Source organism: Christiangramia pacifica (assembly GCF_057221535.1).
Genome location: NZ_CM170146.1, coordinates 3223430 through 3240669, shown reverse-complemented (window position 1 = coordinate 3240669; position 17240 = coordinate 3223430). Strand labels below are relative to the sequence as shown.

The window sequence follows — 17240 nt, the reverse complement described above, 5'->3', positions numbered from 1 at the left end:
CAGGCTTTTCTTTTGATAAATTTCAAAATTTTACGCAATTGTTTAGTTTCCAGTTCTTTCGCTTTCTTCTTCCAGGCCGGTTTGCCTGTTCCTGGCTTTTTTGATCTCCTGGCTACCAAAATTATAACTCAAACTGAAAGCTATTGTTCTGGAGTCTGAACCTCCGCTGCCTTCGATATATAAGTTATCAAATTGGGTATCACCGCTCCACGGGCTAGTATATAAAATATCATTGAAGGCTACTTTTGCCGTGAGAGCATCATTGAGAAATTTTTTCTGAAAGGCAAGATTAAGGGAACCTAGGGAATTGGTACGGTAAGTCCCACCCCAAACCGAAGGTGAGCTGAACCATCCGCTAACCTCCATCTGAATACTAGCAGGAAGATCAATATTGTTTTGTCCATAAAAACTAAAAGTTTCCTGGCTAATTGGTTGAAATCCGGGATTTTCAGATTCATATTCACTGGTGTACGCATTCATGCTCAGGTAAACATTCCACCAATTATTGACTTTGAATGGCCAGGAAATTCCCAGATTCCATATTTTTTGATTGGCGATATTTCGCTGCATAAGGTAATTTCGTTGATCTCCTTCAGCTTCTGTGATCTGCGCAAAGAAATCTGAAACATAACTGTAAGATAGAGAAGTGGTAAACTTGTACTTGTAAGTATGGCTTAGTTTAAGATTATCGGTATATTGAGGTTGAAGAAAAGGGTTTCCGCGACTATATGATAACTCATCGATCTTGTATTCAAAAGGATTTAGAGATTGATAATTTGGCCTCTCAATTCTCCTACTGTAACTCAGAGCGAACTGGTTAATGCGATTCAATTGAAGGGTTAAACCTCCACTGGGAAAAAAATCGGTATAATTTCTTTTTACCTGCTGATTTTGCTCTGGCATAGCGCTGGTGAGATCTCCTTCTGATATCGTCTGTTCAACCCGTAAACCAGCCTGAAAACTCCATTTTTCCCAATTCCGATTGAAATTGAGGTAACCGGCATTTATTTTTTCCTGGTATTCGAATTTGTTACTTCTTTCAGTGTTTAGAATTTCAGAATCGTTCTCAATACCATAGAACTGAAAATCATTATCGGTGAGCACATTTGAAACCTTAAAACCGATTGAAAGCTTGCCTTCAAGTAAATTCGATTCATAGTCACTTTTTGCGGTCCAGATCCTGATGTCGGTTGGAGTGATTTGCCTGGTGATATTTTGATTCAGGATAATTCTTTCATCAGGCGAATAATATACGTTTGGCTGGTAAGCATTCCCTTCACGATTGTAAATACCGTAATCCAGGTCTATGTTCAGACTTCTTCCAAGTGAATCCACGTACCTGTAATTCAAATTGGTATTGATATTGGAGGAAATGCTTTGTGAGTTATTATTTGCGACCAGAATACTGTCAGCAATTGCAGAACCAATGGGTTTTATTGGAGTATGGGAATCGTTTTCAGCAAATAAATTATTGAAGTTGGCCTGAGCGATCACTCCAAGAGTACTTTTATTTGAAGCGAACCAATCGTATCCCAGGCGGAAATTATTGGAATTATTATCGAATATAGAATAAGTTTTTGCATCATATCGTACGTCGTTCTGCCGGCGATCTAAGAACAGGAAATTAGTACTTTTCCCAAACCTGTTGCTATAGCTGCCGTAGAGATTATGGTTCTTATTCCGGTTATTAAAGCTTACGCCATTATTTGTTCTGGCATAATCACCAAAGGTGACGCTGGAATTGATATTTCCGTTGGTGCCAAAACTTTTATTTTTTTTGAAGACTATATTGATAATTCCGGCATTCCCGGCAGCATCATATTTTGAGGAAGGCTGCGTAATGATCTCAATAGATTCAATGTCTTCTGCCTGAATACCTTTCAGGTAGCTACCCAGGTCATCTCCACGAAGCACAGAAGGTTTACCATCAATATAAATCTGAACACCGCTTTTTCCTTCTACAATGATATTTCCTGAATTGTCCAAAATCACTCCAGGAGCCTTTCTCATCAATTCGTAAGCCGAAGATCCCGTGGTTCCAAGAGTATTCGCTACGCTAAAAACAGTTTTGTCTGCCAGAACCTGAACTATTGGTTTTTCAAATTCTACCAGAACTTCTTCCAAGTGCTCGTCGGAAGCTGCTAAAATTACCGTTCCCATATCCAGATTTTCATCAAGCTGAATAGTTTCTTGCTGAATTCCGTAGCCCATACTGCTGATCTGTAGACTGTACTTTCCAGGTTTTAAATTACCTAACATAAAATCTCCATCTATACCGCTAATGGTAGCTTTGATCAAAGTGTCATTATTTACCGTGTTGAGTAAAATAGTGGCTCCCACCAGAGCATTTTGATCTTTTTCTATGACCTTTCCACGGATAGATAAGTTTTGTGCGCTTGTCGCGATAGAAAAAGAAAGGATTAAAATGTAAATGATGTTTTTCATTGTTTCTGATTGTTTGATACAAAACTCCAGAAGCAAATCCTTTCATGGAATAAAAAAGTGCTGAACCGTCCCAAATTAAAGACGAGTTGGCTACGGTCCATTTATCGCCTTATAGGTCCACTCGTCTGTTCTCTTTAAAATTTAAGCTCAAAACCTAGTATATTAGTTTTGTATTCAATCTATTTCGAAATGAAGGATAAAATCTGGAAAAGGAGACTTTATGAAATACTCGGCGTTTTTGGATTCTACCTGGTATTTTCGTTTCTATACCACGTAACTCTTTACGCAAATCGCGGAGCTTTCTATACCGAAGGAAAATTAGGCTTTCTCGGTTTGCGCCAATATTGGGGAACCGCTGGAATGCAATACACCCTTTTCTTTTTTGCTTCTATTCCAGTCTGGTTTCTGATCTTCAAAGTTCTTCGGAAGAAACAACTCTGGCTGCGCATTGGAGTATTAGCGATACTAATGATCCCTTTACTTTATTTGATCAGATATATCCATTACGCTATCAGCGATGCCATTGGATGGAATCGTTTAACTGGAACGGGTTCGGTTTGGGACCTATACATTCCCGGACTTTTTCTTCTTATCCAATTTGGATTTCTTTTTGCCTATGAGCATTATAGAGAGAATCAGAAAAAGCTGAAGTTGGAAGGGGAGCTCCGGCAGGCTGCCTTAAAAAGTGAGCTTAGCGCGATCAAAGCCCAACTAAATCCTCATTTTCTTTATAATGTTTTCAATACCATTAATGCATCTCTTCCGGCGGAAAATGAGAAAACGAGAAATCTTATTGCAGAATTATCAGATCTGTTCAGATATCAATTGCAGGCAACCAAAGAAGACCTCGTTCCCTTAAAAGAAGAAATTTCTTTCGTGAAAAAATACCTGGCGCTTGAAAAAGCTCGTTTTGAAGATAGATTAAAAGTTGAATTTGAAGTGGAGGAAAATATTCTTGAAGAAAAAGTTCCTCCCATGATCCTGCAGCCGTTGGTAGAAAACAGTATCAAACATGGGCTTTCGTCCCTTATCGACGGCGGAACAGTAAGCGTTAAGATTTATAAGGAAAACGAGAAATTGAAATTTATTATCGAGGATAACGGAGTGGGAGTGGAGGACATAAATTCTATCTTCAATTCTGGAGTCGGGCTTACCAATACCAGGAAAAGACTTCAGAAAATGTATAATTCCACAATGGATGTGAGCCATAACCAACCACGCGGATTCAGAATAAGTTTTTCGATCTAAATGAAAAAAGTAGCCATTATTGACGATGAAAGTGCCGGCAGGAAACTGATCAGGGAATATCTGGAAGATTTTCCGGAGCTGATTATTGTCGCTGAAGCCAATAACGGAGTGGATGCGGTCAAGGAAATCAATAGATTTCAGCCAGACCTGGTATTTATGGATATTCAGATGCCAGGGATGACCGGTTTTGAAGTTTTACAACGTCTGGAGGAAATTCCGCAGATCATATTTTCCACGGCTTACGATAAATATGCCCTGAATGCTTTTGAAGTCCATGCTATAGATTATTTGCTAAAACCCTATACCAAAGAGAGGTTCAAGATTGCCCTGAATAAGTTGCCGGCTGAAAAAGATTCCTCTGGTTTGGCACCATTGGCAAACAGCATAATTATGGAATCTCAAAATTACCCTGAACGTATCCTGGTACAGAATAATAAAAAACTGGTGACCGTTGCCATTGAAGATATTATCTGGATACAGGCTTATGGCGATTACTCAAAGATTTATGTTAAGGATAGCGTTTTTCTCTCAAATTATGGTATTTCAGGTCTGGAAGAAAAATTAAATCCTGCTAAATTTCTTCGGGTACATCGTTCAGCTATTATTAACCTTGCACAAATCCAGCATGCAGATAAATATGGAAAAGCTTACCAGTTAACCATGAAAAATGGTGAAAACGTAAAGGTGAGCAGAGGTTATAAAGAAAAACTCCAAAAATTGATCTTTTGAGGAAATAGGGAATTCTCAAATTGATCTCTATAAACAAAGAATAATAGAGTCGTGATCGAGAATTTAATATAATAAAATAAAGGAAAGGCCATTCGGAATGAATGGCCTTTTTAATCAGCTAATTAAAATTCAACTATTGCCATCCACCACCTAAATTACGATACATGGCCACTCTAGCGAGAAGTTGATCCTTCTTGGTCTCAACCAGTTCCATTTTCGCTTCTAAAGATTCTCTTTGCGTAAGTAAAACCTCGAGATAATCTGCCCTGGCAGATCTAAAGAGCTTATTAGTAAGTTCTATAGATTCGGTTAGCGCCTCAACCTGATCCTCCTTCAATTCATAACTTTTTCGGAGGTTTTCAATTTTTGAAATTCCATTTTCAACTTCTATAAAAGCATTTAGAATGGTTTTTTCATAATCGAAAATAGCCTGTAGCTGCCTGTCATTCGCGGTATTATATTTCGCTTTGATCGCATTTCTATTTATCAAAGGAGCAACCATATCACCGGCAAGCGAATACAAAAGTGACTCAGGTGTTGAGGTTAGGAATTCTGTGCTAAAAGCTTCGAGACCAACCCCGGCCCTGATCGCAAACGAAGGATAAAAATTCGCCCTTGCTGCTTTGGTATCCAGTTTGGCTGCGGCCAGTTCAAATTCTGCCTTTCTAATGTCTGGCCTATTTTGAAGAAGCTGAGGTGGAACTCCGGAATAAACGGTATCCAATTTTTTTTCAATAAAAGTTTCTGATGCCCTCTCAATGTGCTGAGGTCTTCTACCGATCAGAAAATTGATCCTGTTCTCGGTCTCAACGATTTCCTGGGCTACGGAAAATTTCTCACTGCGGTTCTTTAAAACTTCGGCTTCAAATCTTTTCACACCAAGTTCGGTTGCCCTAGCCGCCTGCTTCTGAATACGAATTGTTTTTAAAGCATTTGTTTGCAAATCCAGGTTTTGTTCAATAATTGCTAATTGATTATCTAATGCCTGAAGTTCGTAGTAGGAGTCGGCTATTTCTGAAATAAGGTTGGTAATCATGAAATTACGGCCTTCCCTGGTGGCGAGATACTCCATCACTGCAGCTTTTTTCTCATTGCGCAGCTTTTTCCAGACATCAAGTTCCCAGGAGGCAAAGGCACCTACAGCAAAGTTTGGAAGCGGCTCAGGAAATTCCTCCCCGGGCCTAATGTCTGTATTGGCATCATTAGCTCCCTGACTTGTATATCTACCTACTTTCTCAACTTCGGCAGCAGCCTGAATATTCACTGAAGGCAGATATTCTCCTTTTCTCGCCTGGATCTTATTTTTCGCCATAGAAACCTGCTGTAACATGATATTCAATTCCTGGTTGTTTACCAGGGCGGTATCAATCAGGGCAACCAGTTGTGGATCTGAAAAGAATTCTTTCCAATTGATATTCGCAGTATTCAAAGTATCCTTTTTCTGAAAATCTTTGTAATTTTCCGGGAGCGTTGAATTTTCATCCCTGATATCCCTCGTAGGAACACAGCTATAAAGCATCATTGCTCCTAAGGCTGAAATTAGAAGGCTCCTAATTTTCCTAAATCTGAAAAGCTTATTCTTGTTCATGGTCTTTTCTTTTCATTAGTTTTTTCAATTGTTTGTTCATCTTTCTCAAACGAGTTCTGATGCTACCTTCACCTTCATTATTTCTGAAAAATTCTTCAGAAATAGGCTCATCATATTCATCCCGAATAAGACTCTTACCATCGGCCATTTTTCCGAAGATGTAATAGAGACCAGGAATTATAAGAACTCCGAAAAGTGTTCCCAATAGCATTCCACCCATTGCCGAACCACCGATGGTTCTGTTTCCTATTGCGCCAGCGCCTGTAGCGATCACCAGAGGAATAAGACCTGCGATAAATGCGAAAGAAGTCATCAGGATAGGACGGAAACGCATTCTCGCCCCTTCAATTGCAGCATCAAGAACGGTAGCGCCTTCGCGGCGTTTTAAGACTGCGAACTCTACGATCAAAACTGCGTTTTTACCTAACAGGCCTATTAGCATGATCATACCGATCTGGGCATAAACGTCATTGGAAAGCCCCATCAGTTTCAGCAATAAAAAAGAACCGAATATCCCAATAGGTAGTGAAAGTAAAACTGCTAATGGTAAAAGGAAACTTTCATATTGAGCGGCCAGAACGAAGTAGACAAAGATGAGTACGATTATGAAAATATATAGGGCATCATTGCCTCGATTTGCCTCATCGTATGAAAGACCTTCCCAGGCGATATCATAACCACGAGGAAGCTTTTCTTTCGCAACTTCCCTGATGGCGTTTATGGCATCTGCACTAGTGTAACCTTTCGCCGGTAAACCTCGTATGGCGGCAGAATTATAAAGATTATACCTGGTGATCTCATTAGGTCCCAGCTTTTTCTCCAGTTTCATGAACGCGGAGTAAGGCACCATTTCACCTTCTTCATTCTTTACATACAATTTTTCAAGATCTGAAGGCATCGCCCTGTATTCGGGAGCTGCCTGAGTATATACTTTGAAAAATCTACCATATTTAATGAATCCCTGTTCATAGGTACTACCAATAAGAATATTCAGGTTTTCCATGGCTTTTCCAATAGAAACTCCTTTTTGCATCGCAGCCTTATTGTTGATCTGCAATTCATATTGCGGATAATTTGCCGCGAAAAAAGTGAATAAACCGCTTAACTCTTCACGTTTCTCAAGGGCCTCCAGAAAATCATTATTGATCTTTTCAAATTCCTGATAATCGGTAGAATTCGTTTTGTCTAATAATCTTAGAGAGAATCCACCAGATGAACCAAAACCGGGAACTGCCGGCGGTTCAAAGAATTCGATAACGGCTCCGAGATCTTTAGATTCTTCTTCCAGTTCTTCCATAATTTCATGAACTGAATGATGTCGCTCTCTCCAGGGTTTGAGATTGATAAGGCAGGTACCGGCGTTGGATCCACGACCTTCGGTCATGATCTCATATCCGGCAAGGGAAGAAACAGATTCTACTCCTTCAATTTCCTCACTAATTTTCATAAGTTTCTGGGCAACTTCATTGGTACGCTCCAAAGTAGCTCCGGGAGGAGTTTGAACAATCGCGTAGATCATCCCCTGGTCTTCATTCGGAATAAAGCCGGATGGCAATACATTATTTGTAACAAAAATTCCGGCACAGAAGGCCAGTAGTAAACCAAAAGTAAGCAAACGACGATTTACGATATACTTGAGAAACCCGACATAGCGACCCGTTAGTTTTTCAAATTTTCTATTAAACCAGTCTATAAATCGGTTAACCGGTGATTTCTTTCTTGGTTTCCCGTGGTTGTTTTTAAGCAACATTGCACATAAAACTGGAGTTAGCGTCAGGGCGACAACTGCTGAAATCACGATAGATCCGGCCATGGTGATCGAAAACTGTCGGTAGAAAACACCTACCGGACCAGACATGAATGATATTGGGATAAATACCGATACCATGACCATGGTGATAGCAAGTATTGCTCCTCCAATTTCACCAAGAGCTTCGGTGGCAGCTTTATAAGGAGTCAGATTCTTTTCCTCCATTTTCAAATGCACGGCTTCTACAACTACAATCGCATCATCCACCACAATTCCAATTGCTAAAACCAGTGCGAACAGCGTGATAAGATTTATTGAAAGTCCGAACAGTTGCATCACGAAAAAGGCACCGATAAGCGATACGGGAACTGCTATTATTGGTATCAGGGTTGACCTCCAGTCTCCCAAAAACAGGAATACCACGATTGCAACCAGAATAAAGGCATCTCTAAGTGTGTGTAAAACCTGCTCAATAGAAGCATCCAGGAAATTAGAAACGTCATAACTTATTTCGTAATCTACTCCCGGAGGAAGGTCCTGTTTTAATTCTTTCAGTTTCTCCTTAACATCCTTGATCACATCACTACCATTGCTTCCGAAGGTTTGTTTTAAAACAATAGAAGCAGAAGGCTTTCCATCAAGATTGGAATAAATATCAAAGAATTCGCTTCCCAATTCTACTTCAGCGACATCGCCTAGGCTAACCGTTTGCCCTTCTTTATTGGACTCAATGATAATATCTTCATATTCTTCGGGTTCGCTAAATCTATCGCGATAAGTAAGCACATATTCCAGTGCTTGAGATTTTTTCCCGGAACTTCTACCAATTCTTCCGGGACGCGCAAGAATACTCTGATCTTCCATTGCTTCCAGGATCTCCTCCGCGGAAATATTGTAAGCTCTCATCCTGTCCGGTTTCAGCCAGACACGCATGGCATATTTTCTACTTCCCAGGATCTGTGCGTTGGCGATCCCGTTGATCCTCTGAATTTCAGGAACTATTCGGGTGTAGGCATAATTATAAAGGAACTTTTCATCTGTATCCTTATTTTTGCTATACAGGTTCACATACATCAACATGCTGGGCTGAACCGGGGTGATGATCACACCTTCACGCTGAACCAATTCTGGTAGCAAAGGCATAACCTGGTCTATCCGGGTCTTTACCCGGACGACGGCATCATTGGGATCCACCCCAGGTTCAAATATTACTCTAAGCGTTCCTTCACCTGCACTGGTGGCATCAGAAGCGATATAACGCATATCCTGTACACCGTTAATTGCAGTTTCCAGCGGGATCAAGGTAGACTTTACCAATACATCTGCACTGGAACCGGGATAGGCGATAAAGATATTTACGGTGGTTGGGGCAATCTGGGGGAACTGCGATATAGGCAGTTGCTTGATAGCCAGCGTACCTATAAATACGACCATCACCGAGATGACGATAGCGAGTACCGGTCTTTTTATAAACTTTTTAAACATTTTCTAAAGATTTAGGGTTTTACTCGGCGTAGATTGCCAGGTTGGCCAGAACCGTTTCAGGCTCGATCACATCGATATCTATCTTTTCTCCATCTTTCACCAGACGAATTCCTTCCAGTAAAATTTTATCCTTCGGGTTGAGGCCTTTTTCAACTACAAACAGGTGCTGTATTTCTGAACCAACTTTGATCTCCTTCTGTCTTACAACATTATTTTTATCGATCACAAAAACATATTTTTTGTCCAGGATCTCGAAAGTTGCTTTTTGCGGAATTAATAAGGCATGTTCCAGAGGAATCTTCATCAGGATATTCCCGGTTTCCCCGTGACGTAGAATTCCATCGGGATTAGGAAATGTGGCTCTGAAAGCAATGTTTCCAGTCTCATTATCAAATTCACCTTCAATGGTTTCTACGACTCCAGGCTGATTGAATTTCTTATTATTCGCAAGTAAAAGTTCTACTTCTTTTTGCTTATCCCTGTCTGTACCCATTATGTAATCCAGATATTCAGCTTCCTGAACATTGAAATACACCCACATTTTACTATTATCAGAAAGGGTGGTAAGCAGTTCACCTTCTTCCAGCATACTGCCTTCACGAACATGTAGATGATCCATAATCCCATCAAAAGGAGCGCGGATTCCGGTAAAGCCTAAATGTGTCTGGGCTAAATTCACTTCTGCTTTTGCCTTATCATAATTGGCTTTGGCAAGAGCAAGTTCGTTCGGAGAAACCACATCACTATCTGCCAGAAGCTTTGTGTTTTCATATTCTATAGAAGCAGCTTCAGCTTCTGCTTTCGACTTTTGAAGTTCCGCCTGGTAGATATTGGGCATGATCTGAAACATCATCTGTCCTTTTTTTACAAAATCACCTTCATCTACAGAAATGTCCTTCAAATAACCTTTTTCCATAGCTCTTAATTCGATATGACGAACAGAATGGATCTGGGCTAGATATTCTTTTGTGATTGAGGTGTCTTTGTACACGGGATTCGTAACCTGAAAAATCCTTTCCTCGTGTTTTTCTTCTTTGTGAGAATCACAGCCGACATTAAATAACACGGCAATTAGACCAATGAAAATTGGAATCTTCTTCATAATTAAATGAATTTATTATTGAAAATGGAAAATTTAATGGCTGCCAAAATGAGTATACGGCAAGCCTATATGTTTTCAATAGATAATCGAAAACAGTTCTATTACATGCATAGCTGCATGTTTATATTTTAATTCTAAATTCGGAAAACTTCGAACTGGATATACCGCTTGCAAAGGGTAGTTCGAAAAGGATCTGTAGTTGCATAGGTTGCCAGACCTTCATCAAGATCTACATCCCAGGCAAAAACATAATAAAATACAGTTAAAAAACTGCCAGTATGAAATTGAATGTTTTTCCTTGCTTCTTTGGAAAAGGATTCCAGCTCTTCAGTTTCGGTTAGCTCGATAAATGCTTTTTCGAAACCTGAATTAGGCAAAGAGGAGGAGTGCAGTTGAAAATCTACATTTGAAGATTTTGTAATGTGCATTTCCTGTACATCACAAAAATTGTAGTGATCATCAAAAAATGAATTTGCATGAATAAGAGCAAACCCACTTATCAGGATGAAAACTAACGAAAGAAAATATTTTTCAAATGCATTTTTCATTCGGGGGGCAAAAGTATTCTGCAATGTTAATTCTCACAAGTTCCTAATGTTAAATTAGAAAATAAAAAAGCCCTAAGGATATTCTCAGGGCTTTTCAGGTTAATATTAGAATGGTCTAATTATTATACAGGTAAAGTGAAGATGCAGCTGTAAGATCATTTTCTAGATCTGGCATTACATTTCCAGTAAGATTTAGTACATCTCCAAAGGCAAGTACTTTCCCGTTACCAACTTCAGCAATGAATACTGTTTTGGTTTTATGATCATAAGCAATATCAATAGGGTTACCTAAAAGTGTTGCAGATCCGGCTACTCTAGTTTGTTCGCTCTGAGCGATCATTCCTCCATCTGTAGCGGCATCCAGTTTCATGCTGAAATTCTGAATAACCTGGAATCCTCCATCGGTATTTGCATCTGCAGCGTCACCAATATCGGTTAATACCAATACGTCATCTGCTTCGCTATAGTCAATACCGTGTGTTCTTACAATTCCGCCAATAGTAATTCTTTTATCGGCGGTGATCATTCCATCCATATTATTATCGAAGAAATCATTAAAAACAGCAATATCACTAGAGTTATCTACTACAGCGATAAGATCATCCCCTTTAAAAGTAATTCCCCAAACATTAAATCCTGGATCTAAAGTATTTTCAAGTGTAAACGAAGAACCGTCATAAGAATAAACATAGAACATATGCATGTCATTATCAGAAACTACTACCATATTTCCATATACCGCAATTTCTCTAGGGCTCATTAGTTCAGCATCGCTGGTAAAATCTGCACTTACAGTTCCACCATCCATAGCTCCAGAAAATCCTGAATAATACTCCAGCATCATTCCAGAACGTGAAGCCTGGATTACAGCATCATTAGTAGCTGAATAATAAATACCTTCGGCAGCGGTCGCATCAGTCATTACAGATTTGATCAGCGCACCAGTCGCGTCATAAACGCTAATATTTCCGTTTGAGTTGTTAGTTACATACAGTTCGGTCATCATATTACTAGAAGCCATTCCTGTATTTCCATCGGTTTCATCACTAGAGAAATAAATAGATGAAGCGGAGGTTAGATCCATACTGAATGAAGGAGCAAGATCGCCACCATCACCAATTCCAGTAAACCCTAATACTTTTCCATTTCCTATTTCTGAAATATATACAGCATCTTCTTCTGAATCGTAAGCAACATCAATTGGATTACCAAGCATGGTTGATGGTCCCGCAACTCTGGTTTGCATATCTACAGTTAGCACTTCTCCGTCTGAAAGAGCATCAAACTTTGTAGAAAAATCATCGATCACGTGGAAAGCTCCATCATCGGTTCCATTTGCAGCATCTCCAATATCGGTCATGATCATCACGTCATCCGTCCCATCATAGGTTAAACCGTGAGTTCTAACGATACCTTCTATAGTAACTCTCTTAGAAGGATTCATCACACCATCCATTACATTGGCTTCAAAATCATAAAATACAGCAAGATCGCTGCTTGAATCTACAACTGCATAAAGATCTTCACCTTTGAAAGTAATTCCCCAAACAGGAAATGGAACTTCTACCGTATTCATTAAAGTGAAACCATTTCCATCTGAAGTATACACATAGAATTTATTGGATCCATTATCCGAAACCACGTAAGTAGAACCATTTACTGCAAGCTCACGCGGACTTTCAAGATCTGCAGAACTACTGTAAGCTGCAGTTACATCAGTATCTTCCGTAAAAGTGCTGATATCAGAATAAGCATCCAGACGCATATCAGATCTAGAGGCCTGAACCACCTCATCATTTGCAGCATCATAATAAATACCTTCAGCAGCAGTAGCAGAAGTATTAAAGGTTACCAGCGAATCTCCGGTAACGCTATAAAGGGAAATATTTCCATTTTCATTATTGGTAACATAAAGCTCAGCTCTTCTCCCAGCTTCCACTTCACAGGGCGCACATGAACCTCCGCAATCTACTCCAGTTTCATCACCGTTCATCATTCCATCTGAACAGGTAGCCATTGGAGGCATATCATCATTCATATCTTCCATAAAGTCATCGTCATCTGAACAGGACGTTACAAATAGAGCAAACATAAAGGCCAGGCCAATATGGGCAATCTTAAAATTTGACGTTTTCATAATCATATTTAATTGGTTTATATGCTGATACTTACGTCAGTAAAAAAAGCATGGATGTGAAGAAAAACAGAAACTTATGTTAAAACAAAAATTAAATCCAGGTATTTTTCGAGGTTTTGCTTTGTATTTAAAAATCTGAATAACAAATAAATAGAATATAAGTATCAGGTTATAGCGACTTTTTGTAAATAAAACTTGACATATTAAATAAAACTATTAAATTTGTAAAATAAACTTTACAATAAATCAATACTACTTTACTTATGAATGCAAAAACAAATATGCGAAGCGAGAGAAAAAACCAGACCAGGAATTTAGCGATCTGGACCGGATTATGGACTCTAGGAGTTGCCCTGGCAACTTTTGGTTCCATCTATTTATGGGATAATGATACCATGTATTCCATCATTTCAATTATCATAACCACTCTATTGGGTATAGGGATGATAAGGGCGAATATTAAATACTTGATGACTCAGGATGAACTTCAGAGAAAGATCATGATGGATGCTATGGGTATAGCGCTGGGAACAATGCTTGTAGGTGGAATAAGTTATTCACTACTTGATACTACAAATGTAATTTCCCAGGATGCTGAAATTTCATTTCTGATCATACTTGTGGGGGTAACTTACATGATCTCTATAATAATTGGAAACTCTCGATACAAATGAAAAACAGACTCAAAGTATTGCGTGCCGAAAATGATATGACGCAAGCTCAATTGGCAGATGCAACCGGTGTATCCAGACAGACCATAAACGCGATCGAAAAAGGAAAATTTGACCCCAGTTTACCATTGGCTTTCAGGTTTTCGAAACTTTTCAAGCTAAAGATCGAAGAAATTTTTGAAGATGAAGAATGATACAAGCCGGATGATCTCCGGCTTTTTTTGCATTAAATGCTAACGGTTTAAAATTCTGTTTTTCAATTAATCAAAAAAATTCATTCATTTGTACATCTTCATTCTTAATTGAATTGAGATAAGCCTCATATCTGAAAATCATGACCTTCAAAACCAAGACTTCAAAGCCTGGATTGTTCTATAACCTAAAGAATTCAGCCGAACAATACGTAGGGCTTGCCCTAATTTTCCTGTTGTTTCTAATTATTCTTAGTGCAGTAGAAGTTGGCCTGGGAATAATGAATCACACAGTAAATAATAGTTACGCCGAATTATTTCTTTGGAGTAGTTATGAAGATCTGAAATTCTTTTTCAGCTGGCTTTTCCCGGTTTACCTCATTTTCCTGATTTTTTATTTACTTATTCCGAAGCTCGCCAGATTTTTATTCATCATTTTGAGCTTGCTTTTTTTCCTAGGTCAGCTCTTACTGGTTTTCTATTATAATACAACCTTATTGATGCTAGGTAGCGATCTTTTCGGGTATTCTGTAAACGAAATAATGCAAACGGTTGGTGCGTCAGGTAGTTTGAGCCTTACTCCAATCCTGATCTTTGTATTGGTTCTTACAGGATTAATACTTTCCATGATCTTTATTTCCCGAAGAATAGAATTGGGAAAAATGCTTTCTTTCAGCCTTATCTTATTTTCTTTAGGATTTATTATTTCCGGACTTTCTAACAGGCTAACGGCAAAAAGTTTGAGTTCAGATTTTGAAACAGGCCTTATAAAAAATAAATCCCAGCATTTCTATTCTGAAGCATATACTTACATGAATCCGGAGCTTTATGAAACCGATATTTATGCTGAAAGTTACCTGGGTGATTTCTTGAATGAATATGTCGATACAAAGCCAATAGAATTTTTGAATGATCCGGAATATCCATTTTTACATAAAGAATTAAAGTCTGATGTATTATCGCCATTTTTCGAAACTGGTGAGAAAAAACCGAATGTGGTAATTATCCTTGTTGAGGGATTAGGGCGTGCTTTTACCAACAGAGGTGCTTACCTTGGAAATTTCACACCATATCTGGATTCCCTTTCAACTAAAAGTTTATACTGGCCCAATTTCCTGAGCAACGGTGGTCGTACTTTTGCTGTGTTGCCATCATTGCTAGGTTCCCTTCCCTTTTCAGAAAATGGATTTATGGAAATGGAAGATAATATGCCAGACCAGATTTCAATGCTGAATCTTTTGAAGAAAAACGGATACCAAACTTCATTCTATTATGGCGGTAATTCTGAATTTGATAATATGGCCAATTATCTCAGGAAGAATAAAATTGATCGTGTGAATGATGAAAATGATTTTCCTTCGGGATTTAAAAAGATCCCGGCATCGGCTACAGGATTCACCTGGGGTTATGGGGATAAAGAGTTATTTCGGTATTATCTAAATTCTATTTCAAAAACCGAAAGACCGCGTCTGGACGTTTTACTTACCGTTAGTACGCACAGCCCCTTTATCATTGATGAAACTGAAAAGTATACGCAGAAATTTGAAGACCGTATGACTCAGTTTGGATTTAGTGAAGAGAAAAAGCAAAACTACCGTAATTATTCAAAGCAGTATACAAGTATTCTATTCGCAGATGATGCGATCAAGAATTTTATTGAATCTTATAAGCAGAAAGAAGATTTTGATAATACTATTTTCCTGATCACTGGAGATCACCGAATTCCTGAAATACCGATGGCTTCCAAGATCGATAGATATCACGTGCCTTTGATCATTTATTCTCCGATGCTGAAAAGAAGCGCCGAGATCGAATCTGTTTCCTCTCATTTTGATATCGCACCCAGTATGATCTCATTTCTGGCAAACAACTATGATGTGAAGGCTCCCGAAATCAATAGTTTTGTCGGTAAAGGACTGGATACTACAAGAAGTTATCAGAATATTCACCAGATACCTTTGATGCAAACCAAGACCGATCTCATAGATTTTGTCATGGGTGATTATCATTTAAATGGTAATAATCTTTACAAAATCAATCGTGAATTCAAGGAGGAATCTGTGAACGATCCGGGGAAAATAGATGAATTAAAAAATGCCTTCAACCAGTTTAGAAGGCGGAATTCTGAAATTGTAAATGGTAAAAAAATCCTACCGGATTCCATTATCAGGAAATATATTCTGGATTAATTCAGCCTTTTTTCCGAATAATCTTCGAGTATTGTGGATAATAGCGGCTTGTAAAAATTCCAGAAAAAGCTTCCTCTTTCCATAATATTTCTTTCATCATAAAAGAAGCCTTTAAAATATCCAATTCCGGCAAAATAAGAGCTTTGCATGGAAACCGGGTTATCGGCAAAATCGCCTGAGAAATAATAGAAAATATAATCTTCGTTAGTATGGCTGGTCACTGCAGGAAAATCTAAGGGAATACCGTTTTTTTCCAGTTCTTCTTTTCCTTTTGCGTTGGCGTCTATTTTGAAATTCGATACCGCCGTATTGATCTTTTTATCAGGAACAACAATATCGAACCAGAATGGATATTTAATACTGTCAGGTAGAGAATAAGCTTCCTGAAAAACTTTTTCCGTAACAATATGCGGCATAGCGACATTAAGATGTGTTCCTTTTTCAAGGATCACCACTTCATCATTATTATTAACAAAGGCAATCCCTGAGCTTTTAAAGGGCCATTCGCCTCTGTGTGCTTTTTTGTAATTTCTAACCAGCCAGTTTGGAATCTCTTTATTTTCTCTCAGGTTGAGATTATCAAAATATCTCGCTGTCCACCCAGTCCACTTCAGCCTGAACATTTCTTCAAAACGCAATCTATTTTCATAAGAAGTCGGAGAGCCAATGGTGTTGAATTCTGTAATAATGAGTTTATGTTTTTCTTTCATCAACTTTAGCAGTTGAATATCCTTATCGCTCAATCCTCCATAGAGAATCCCGGATCTTTCTTTTTCATCACCCTGGTGAAACCATTCATTATTGTAAATTCCGTAGGTGTCAGTAAAATAGGCGAGGTCTGCATCATTGCTAAGCTGGCTTAGTTTTGAGTATGAAAATCGCTCAAGCCCCTTAAGCCTGAACCTTTCGTTATCTTCAGGAAAGAATCCGAAATAATCATTATCAACCTTGTAGGGTTTTGAGGAAGTCTTGGTGTATTTTTCATTATTCAACACCCAGTTCAACGAAATGTGTTCCTGACCTTTGGTGGTAAGCACGGTTTTGTCTACGATAGCGATGACCAGTTTGGTGTTTGGCTTGAATAGCCAAATGATCCACATAATTAGGGGAATCGCAATGATCAGGATTAAAATTCCAGAAAATAGACGTTTTCTCAT

At 38.7% G+C, this 17240-nt stretch carries 12 protein-coding genes; 5 read left to right on the top strand and 7 right to left on the bottom strand.

Annotated elements, in window-relative coordinates; all coding sequences use genetic code 11:
- Positions 1-42: 42 nt before the first annotated feature.
- The gene (locus AC2S94_RS14905) at positions 43-2445 is read right to left on the bottom strand and encodes a TonB-dependent receptor (RefSeq protein WP_484629347.1); all 2403 of its coding nucleotides are present in this window, start codon (positions 2443-2445) and stop codon (positions 43-45) included.
- A 189-nt stretch (positions 2446-2634) separates the two neighbouring features.
- Here AC2S94_RS14905 and AC2S94_RS14900 point away from each other — a divergent pair, with 189 nt between their 5' ends.
- Complete coding sequence (locus AC2S94_RS14900; protein WP_484629346.1) at positions 2635-3693, top strand: sensor histidine kinase; 1059 nt, start codon at positions 2635-2637, stop codon at positions 3691-3693.
- Positions 3694-4422 carry a LytR/AlgR family response regulator transcription factor gene (locus AC2S94_RS14895; protein ID WP_484629345.1) on the top strand — a complete coding sequence of 243 codons (729 nt, stop codon included), beginning with the start codon at positions 3694-3696 and terminating at the stop codon, positions 4420-4422.
- Between the two features lie 133 nt (positions 4423-4555).
- Here AC2S94_RS14895 and AC2S94_RS14890 read toward each other — a convergent pair whose 3' ends face one another.
- The 5 genes from AC2S94_RS14890 to AC2S94_RS14870 all read right to left on the bottom strand — a co-directional run bounded on the left by AC2S94_RS14890 (position 4556) and on the right by AC2S94_RS14870 (position 13032).
- Positions 4556-6010, bottom strand: a complete 1455-nt coding sequence (locus AC2S94_RS14890; protein WP_484629344.1) for a TolC family protein — start codon at positions 6008-6010, stop codon at positions 4556-4558.
- Positions 5997-9245: an efflux RND transporter permease subunit gene (locus AC2S94_RS14885; RefSeq protein WP_484629343.1), complete on the bottom strand. Its 3249-nt coding sequence runs from the start codon at positions 9243-9245 to the stop codon at positions 5997-5999. The genes AC2S94_RS14890 and AC2S94_RS14885 overlap by 14 nt, the downstream gene beginning before the upstream one ends.
- 19 nt (positions 9246-9264) lie before the next feature.
- The gene (locus AC2S94_RS14880) at positions 9265-10347 is read right to left on the bottom strand and encodes an efflux RND transporter periplasmic adaptor subunit (protein WP_484629342.1); all 1083 of its coding nucleotides are present in this window, start codon (positions 10345-10347) and stop codon (positions 9265-9267) included.
- Between the two features lie 134 nt (positions 10348-10481).
- A complete protein-coding gene (locus AC2S94_RS14875; protein WP_484629341.1) occupies positions 10482-10895 on the bottom strand; it encodes a hypothetical protein in 414 nt (137 codons plus the stop codon).
- Between the two features lie 115 nt (positions 10896-11010).
- Complete coding sequence (locus AC2S94_RS14870) at positions 11011-13032, bottom strand: NHL repeat-containing protein (protein ID WP_484629340.1); 2022 nt, start codon at positions 13030-13032, stop codon at positions 11011-11013.
- 263 nt (positions 13033-13295) lie between these two features.
- Here AC2S94_RS14870 and AC2S94_RS14865 point away from each other — a divergent pair, with 263 nt between their 5' ends.
- The 3 genes from AC2S94_RS14865 to AC2S94_RS14855 all read left to right on the top strand — a co-directional run bounded on the left by AC2S94_RS14865 (position 13296) and on the right by AC2S94_RS14855 (position 16083).
- Positions 13296-13706, top strand: coding sequence for a hypothetical protein (locus AC2S94_RS14865; RefSeq protein WP_484629339.1), 411 nt, complete (start codon positions 13296-13298; stop codon positions 13704-13706).
- Positions 13703-13897 carry a helix-turn-helix transcriptional regulator gene (locus AC2S94_RS14860; protein ID WP_484629338.1) on the top strand — a complete coding sequence of 65 codons (195 nt, stop codon included), beginning with the start codon at positions 13703-13705 and terminating at the stop codon, positions 13895-13897. The genes AC2S94_RS14865 and AC2S94_RS14860 overlap by 4 nt, the downstream gene beginning before the upstream one ends.
- Positions 13898-14037: 140 nt before the next feature.
- On the top strand, positions 14038-16083 hold the full coding sequence (locus tag AC2S94_RS14855; protein WP_484629337.1) for an LTA synthase family protein: 2046 nt from the start codon (positions 14038-14040) through the stop codon (positions 16081-16083).
- Here AC2S94_RS14855 and AC2S94_RS14850 read toward each other — a convergent pair.
- Complete coding sequence (locus tag AC2S94_RS14850; protein WP_484629336.1) at positions 16080-17240, bottom strand: hypothetical protein; 1161 nt, start codon at positions 17238-17240, stop codon at positions 16080-16082. The genes AC2S94_RS14855 and AC2S94_RS14850 overlap by 4 nt on opposite strands.

What these genes read in the sequence shown, in the direction of transcription:
- AC2S94_RS14890 (WP_484629344.1), bottom strand. Translation starts at nt 6,010, where the DNA reads ATGAACAAGAATAAGCTTTTCAGATTTAGGAAAATTAGGAGCCTTCTA.
- AC2S94_RS14895 (WP_484629345.1), top strand. Translation starts at nt 3,694, where the DNA reads ATGAAAAAAGTAGCCATTATTGACGATGAAAGTGCCGGCAGGAAACTG.
- AC2S94_RS14905 (WP_484629347.1), bottom strand. Translation starts at nt 2,445, where the DNA reads ATGAAAAACATCATTTACATTTTAATCCTTTCTTTTTCTATCGCGACA.
- AC2S94_RS14850 (WP_484629336.1), bottom strand. Translation starts at nt 17,240, where the DNA reads ATGAGAAAACGTCTATTTTCTGGAATTTTAATCCTGATCATTGCGATT.
- AC2S94_RS14860 (WP_484629338.1), top strand. Translation starts at nt 13,703, where the DNA reads ATGAAAAACAGACTCAAAGTATTGCGTGCCGAAAATGATATGACGCAA.
- AC2S94_RS14880 (WP_484629342.1), bottom strand. Translation starts at nt 10,347, where the DNA reads ATGAAGAAGATTCCAATTTTCATTGGTCTAATTGCCGTGTTATTTAAT.
- AC2S94_RS14885 (WP_484629343.1), bottom strand. Translation starts at nt 9,245, where the DNA reads ATGTTTAAAAAGTTTATAAAAAGACCGGTACTCGCTATCGTCATCTCG.
- AC2S94_RS14875 (WP_484629341.1), bottom strand. Translation starts at nt 10,895, where the DNA reads ATGAAAAATGCATTTGAAAAATATTTTCTTTCGTTAGTTTTCATCCTG.
- AC2S94_RS14855 (WP_484629337.1), top strand. Translation starts at nt 14,038, where the DNA reads ATGACCTTCAAAACCAAGACTTCAAAGCCTGGATTGTTCTATAACCTA.
- AC2S94_RS14870 (WP_484629340.1), bottom strand. Translation starts at nt 13,032, where the DNA reads ATGAAAACGTCAAATTTTAAGATTGCCCATATTGGCCTGGCCTTTATG.
- AC2S94_RS14865 (WP_484629339.1), top strand. Translation starts at nt 13,296, where the DNA reads ATGAATGCAAAAACAAATATGCGAAGCGAGAGAAAAAACCAGACCAGG.
- AC2S94_RS14900 (WP_484629346.1), top strand. Translation starts at nt 2,635, where the DNA reads ATGAAGGATAAAATCTGGAAAAGGAGACTTTATGAAATACTCGGCGTT.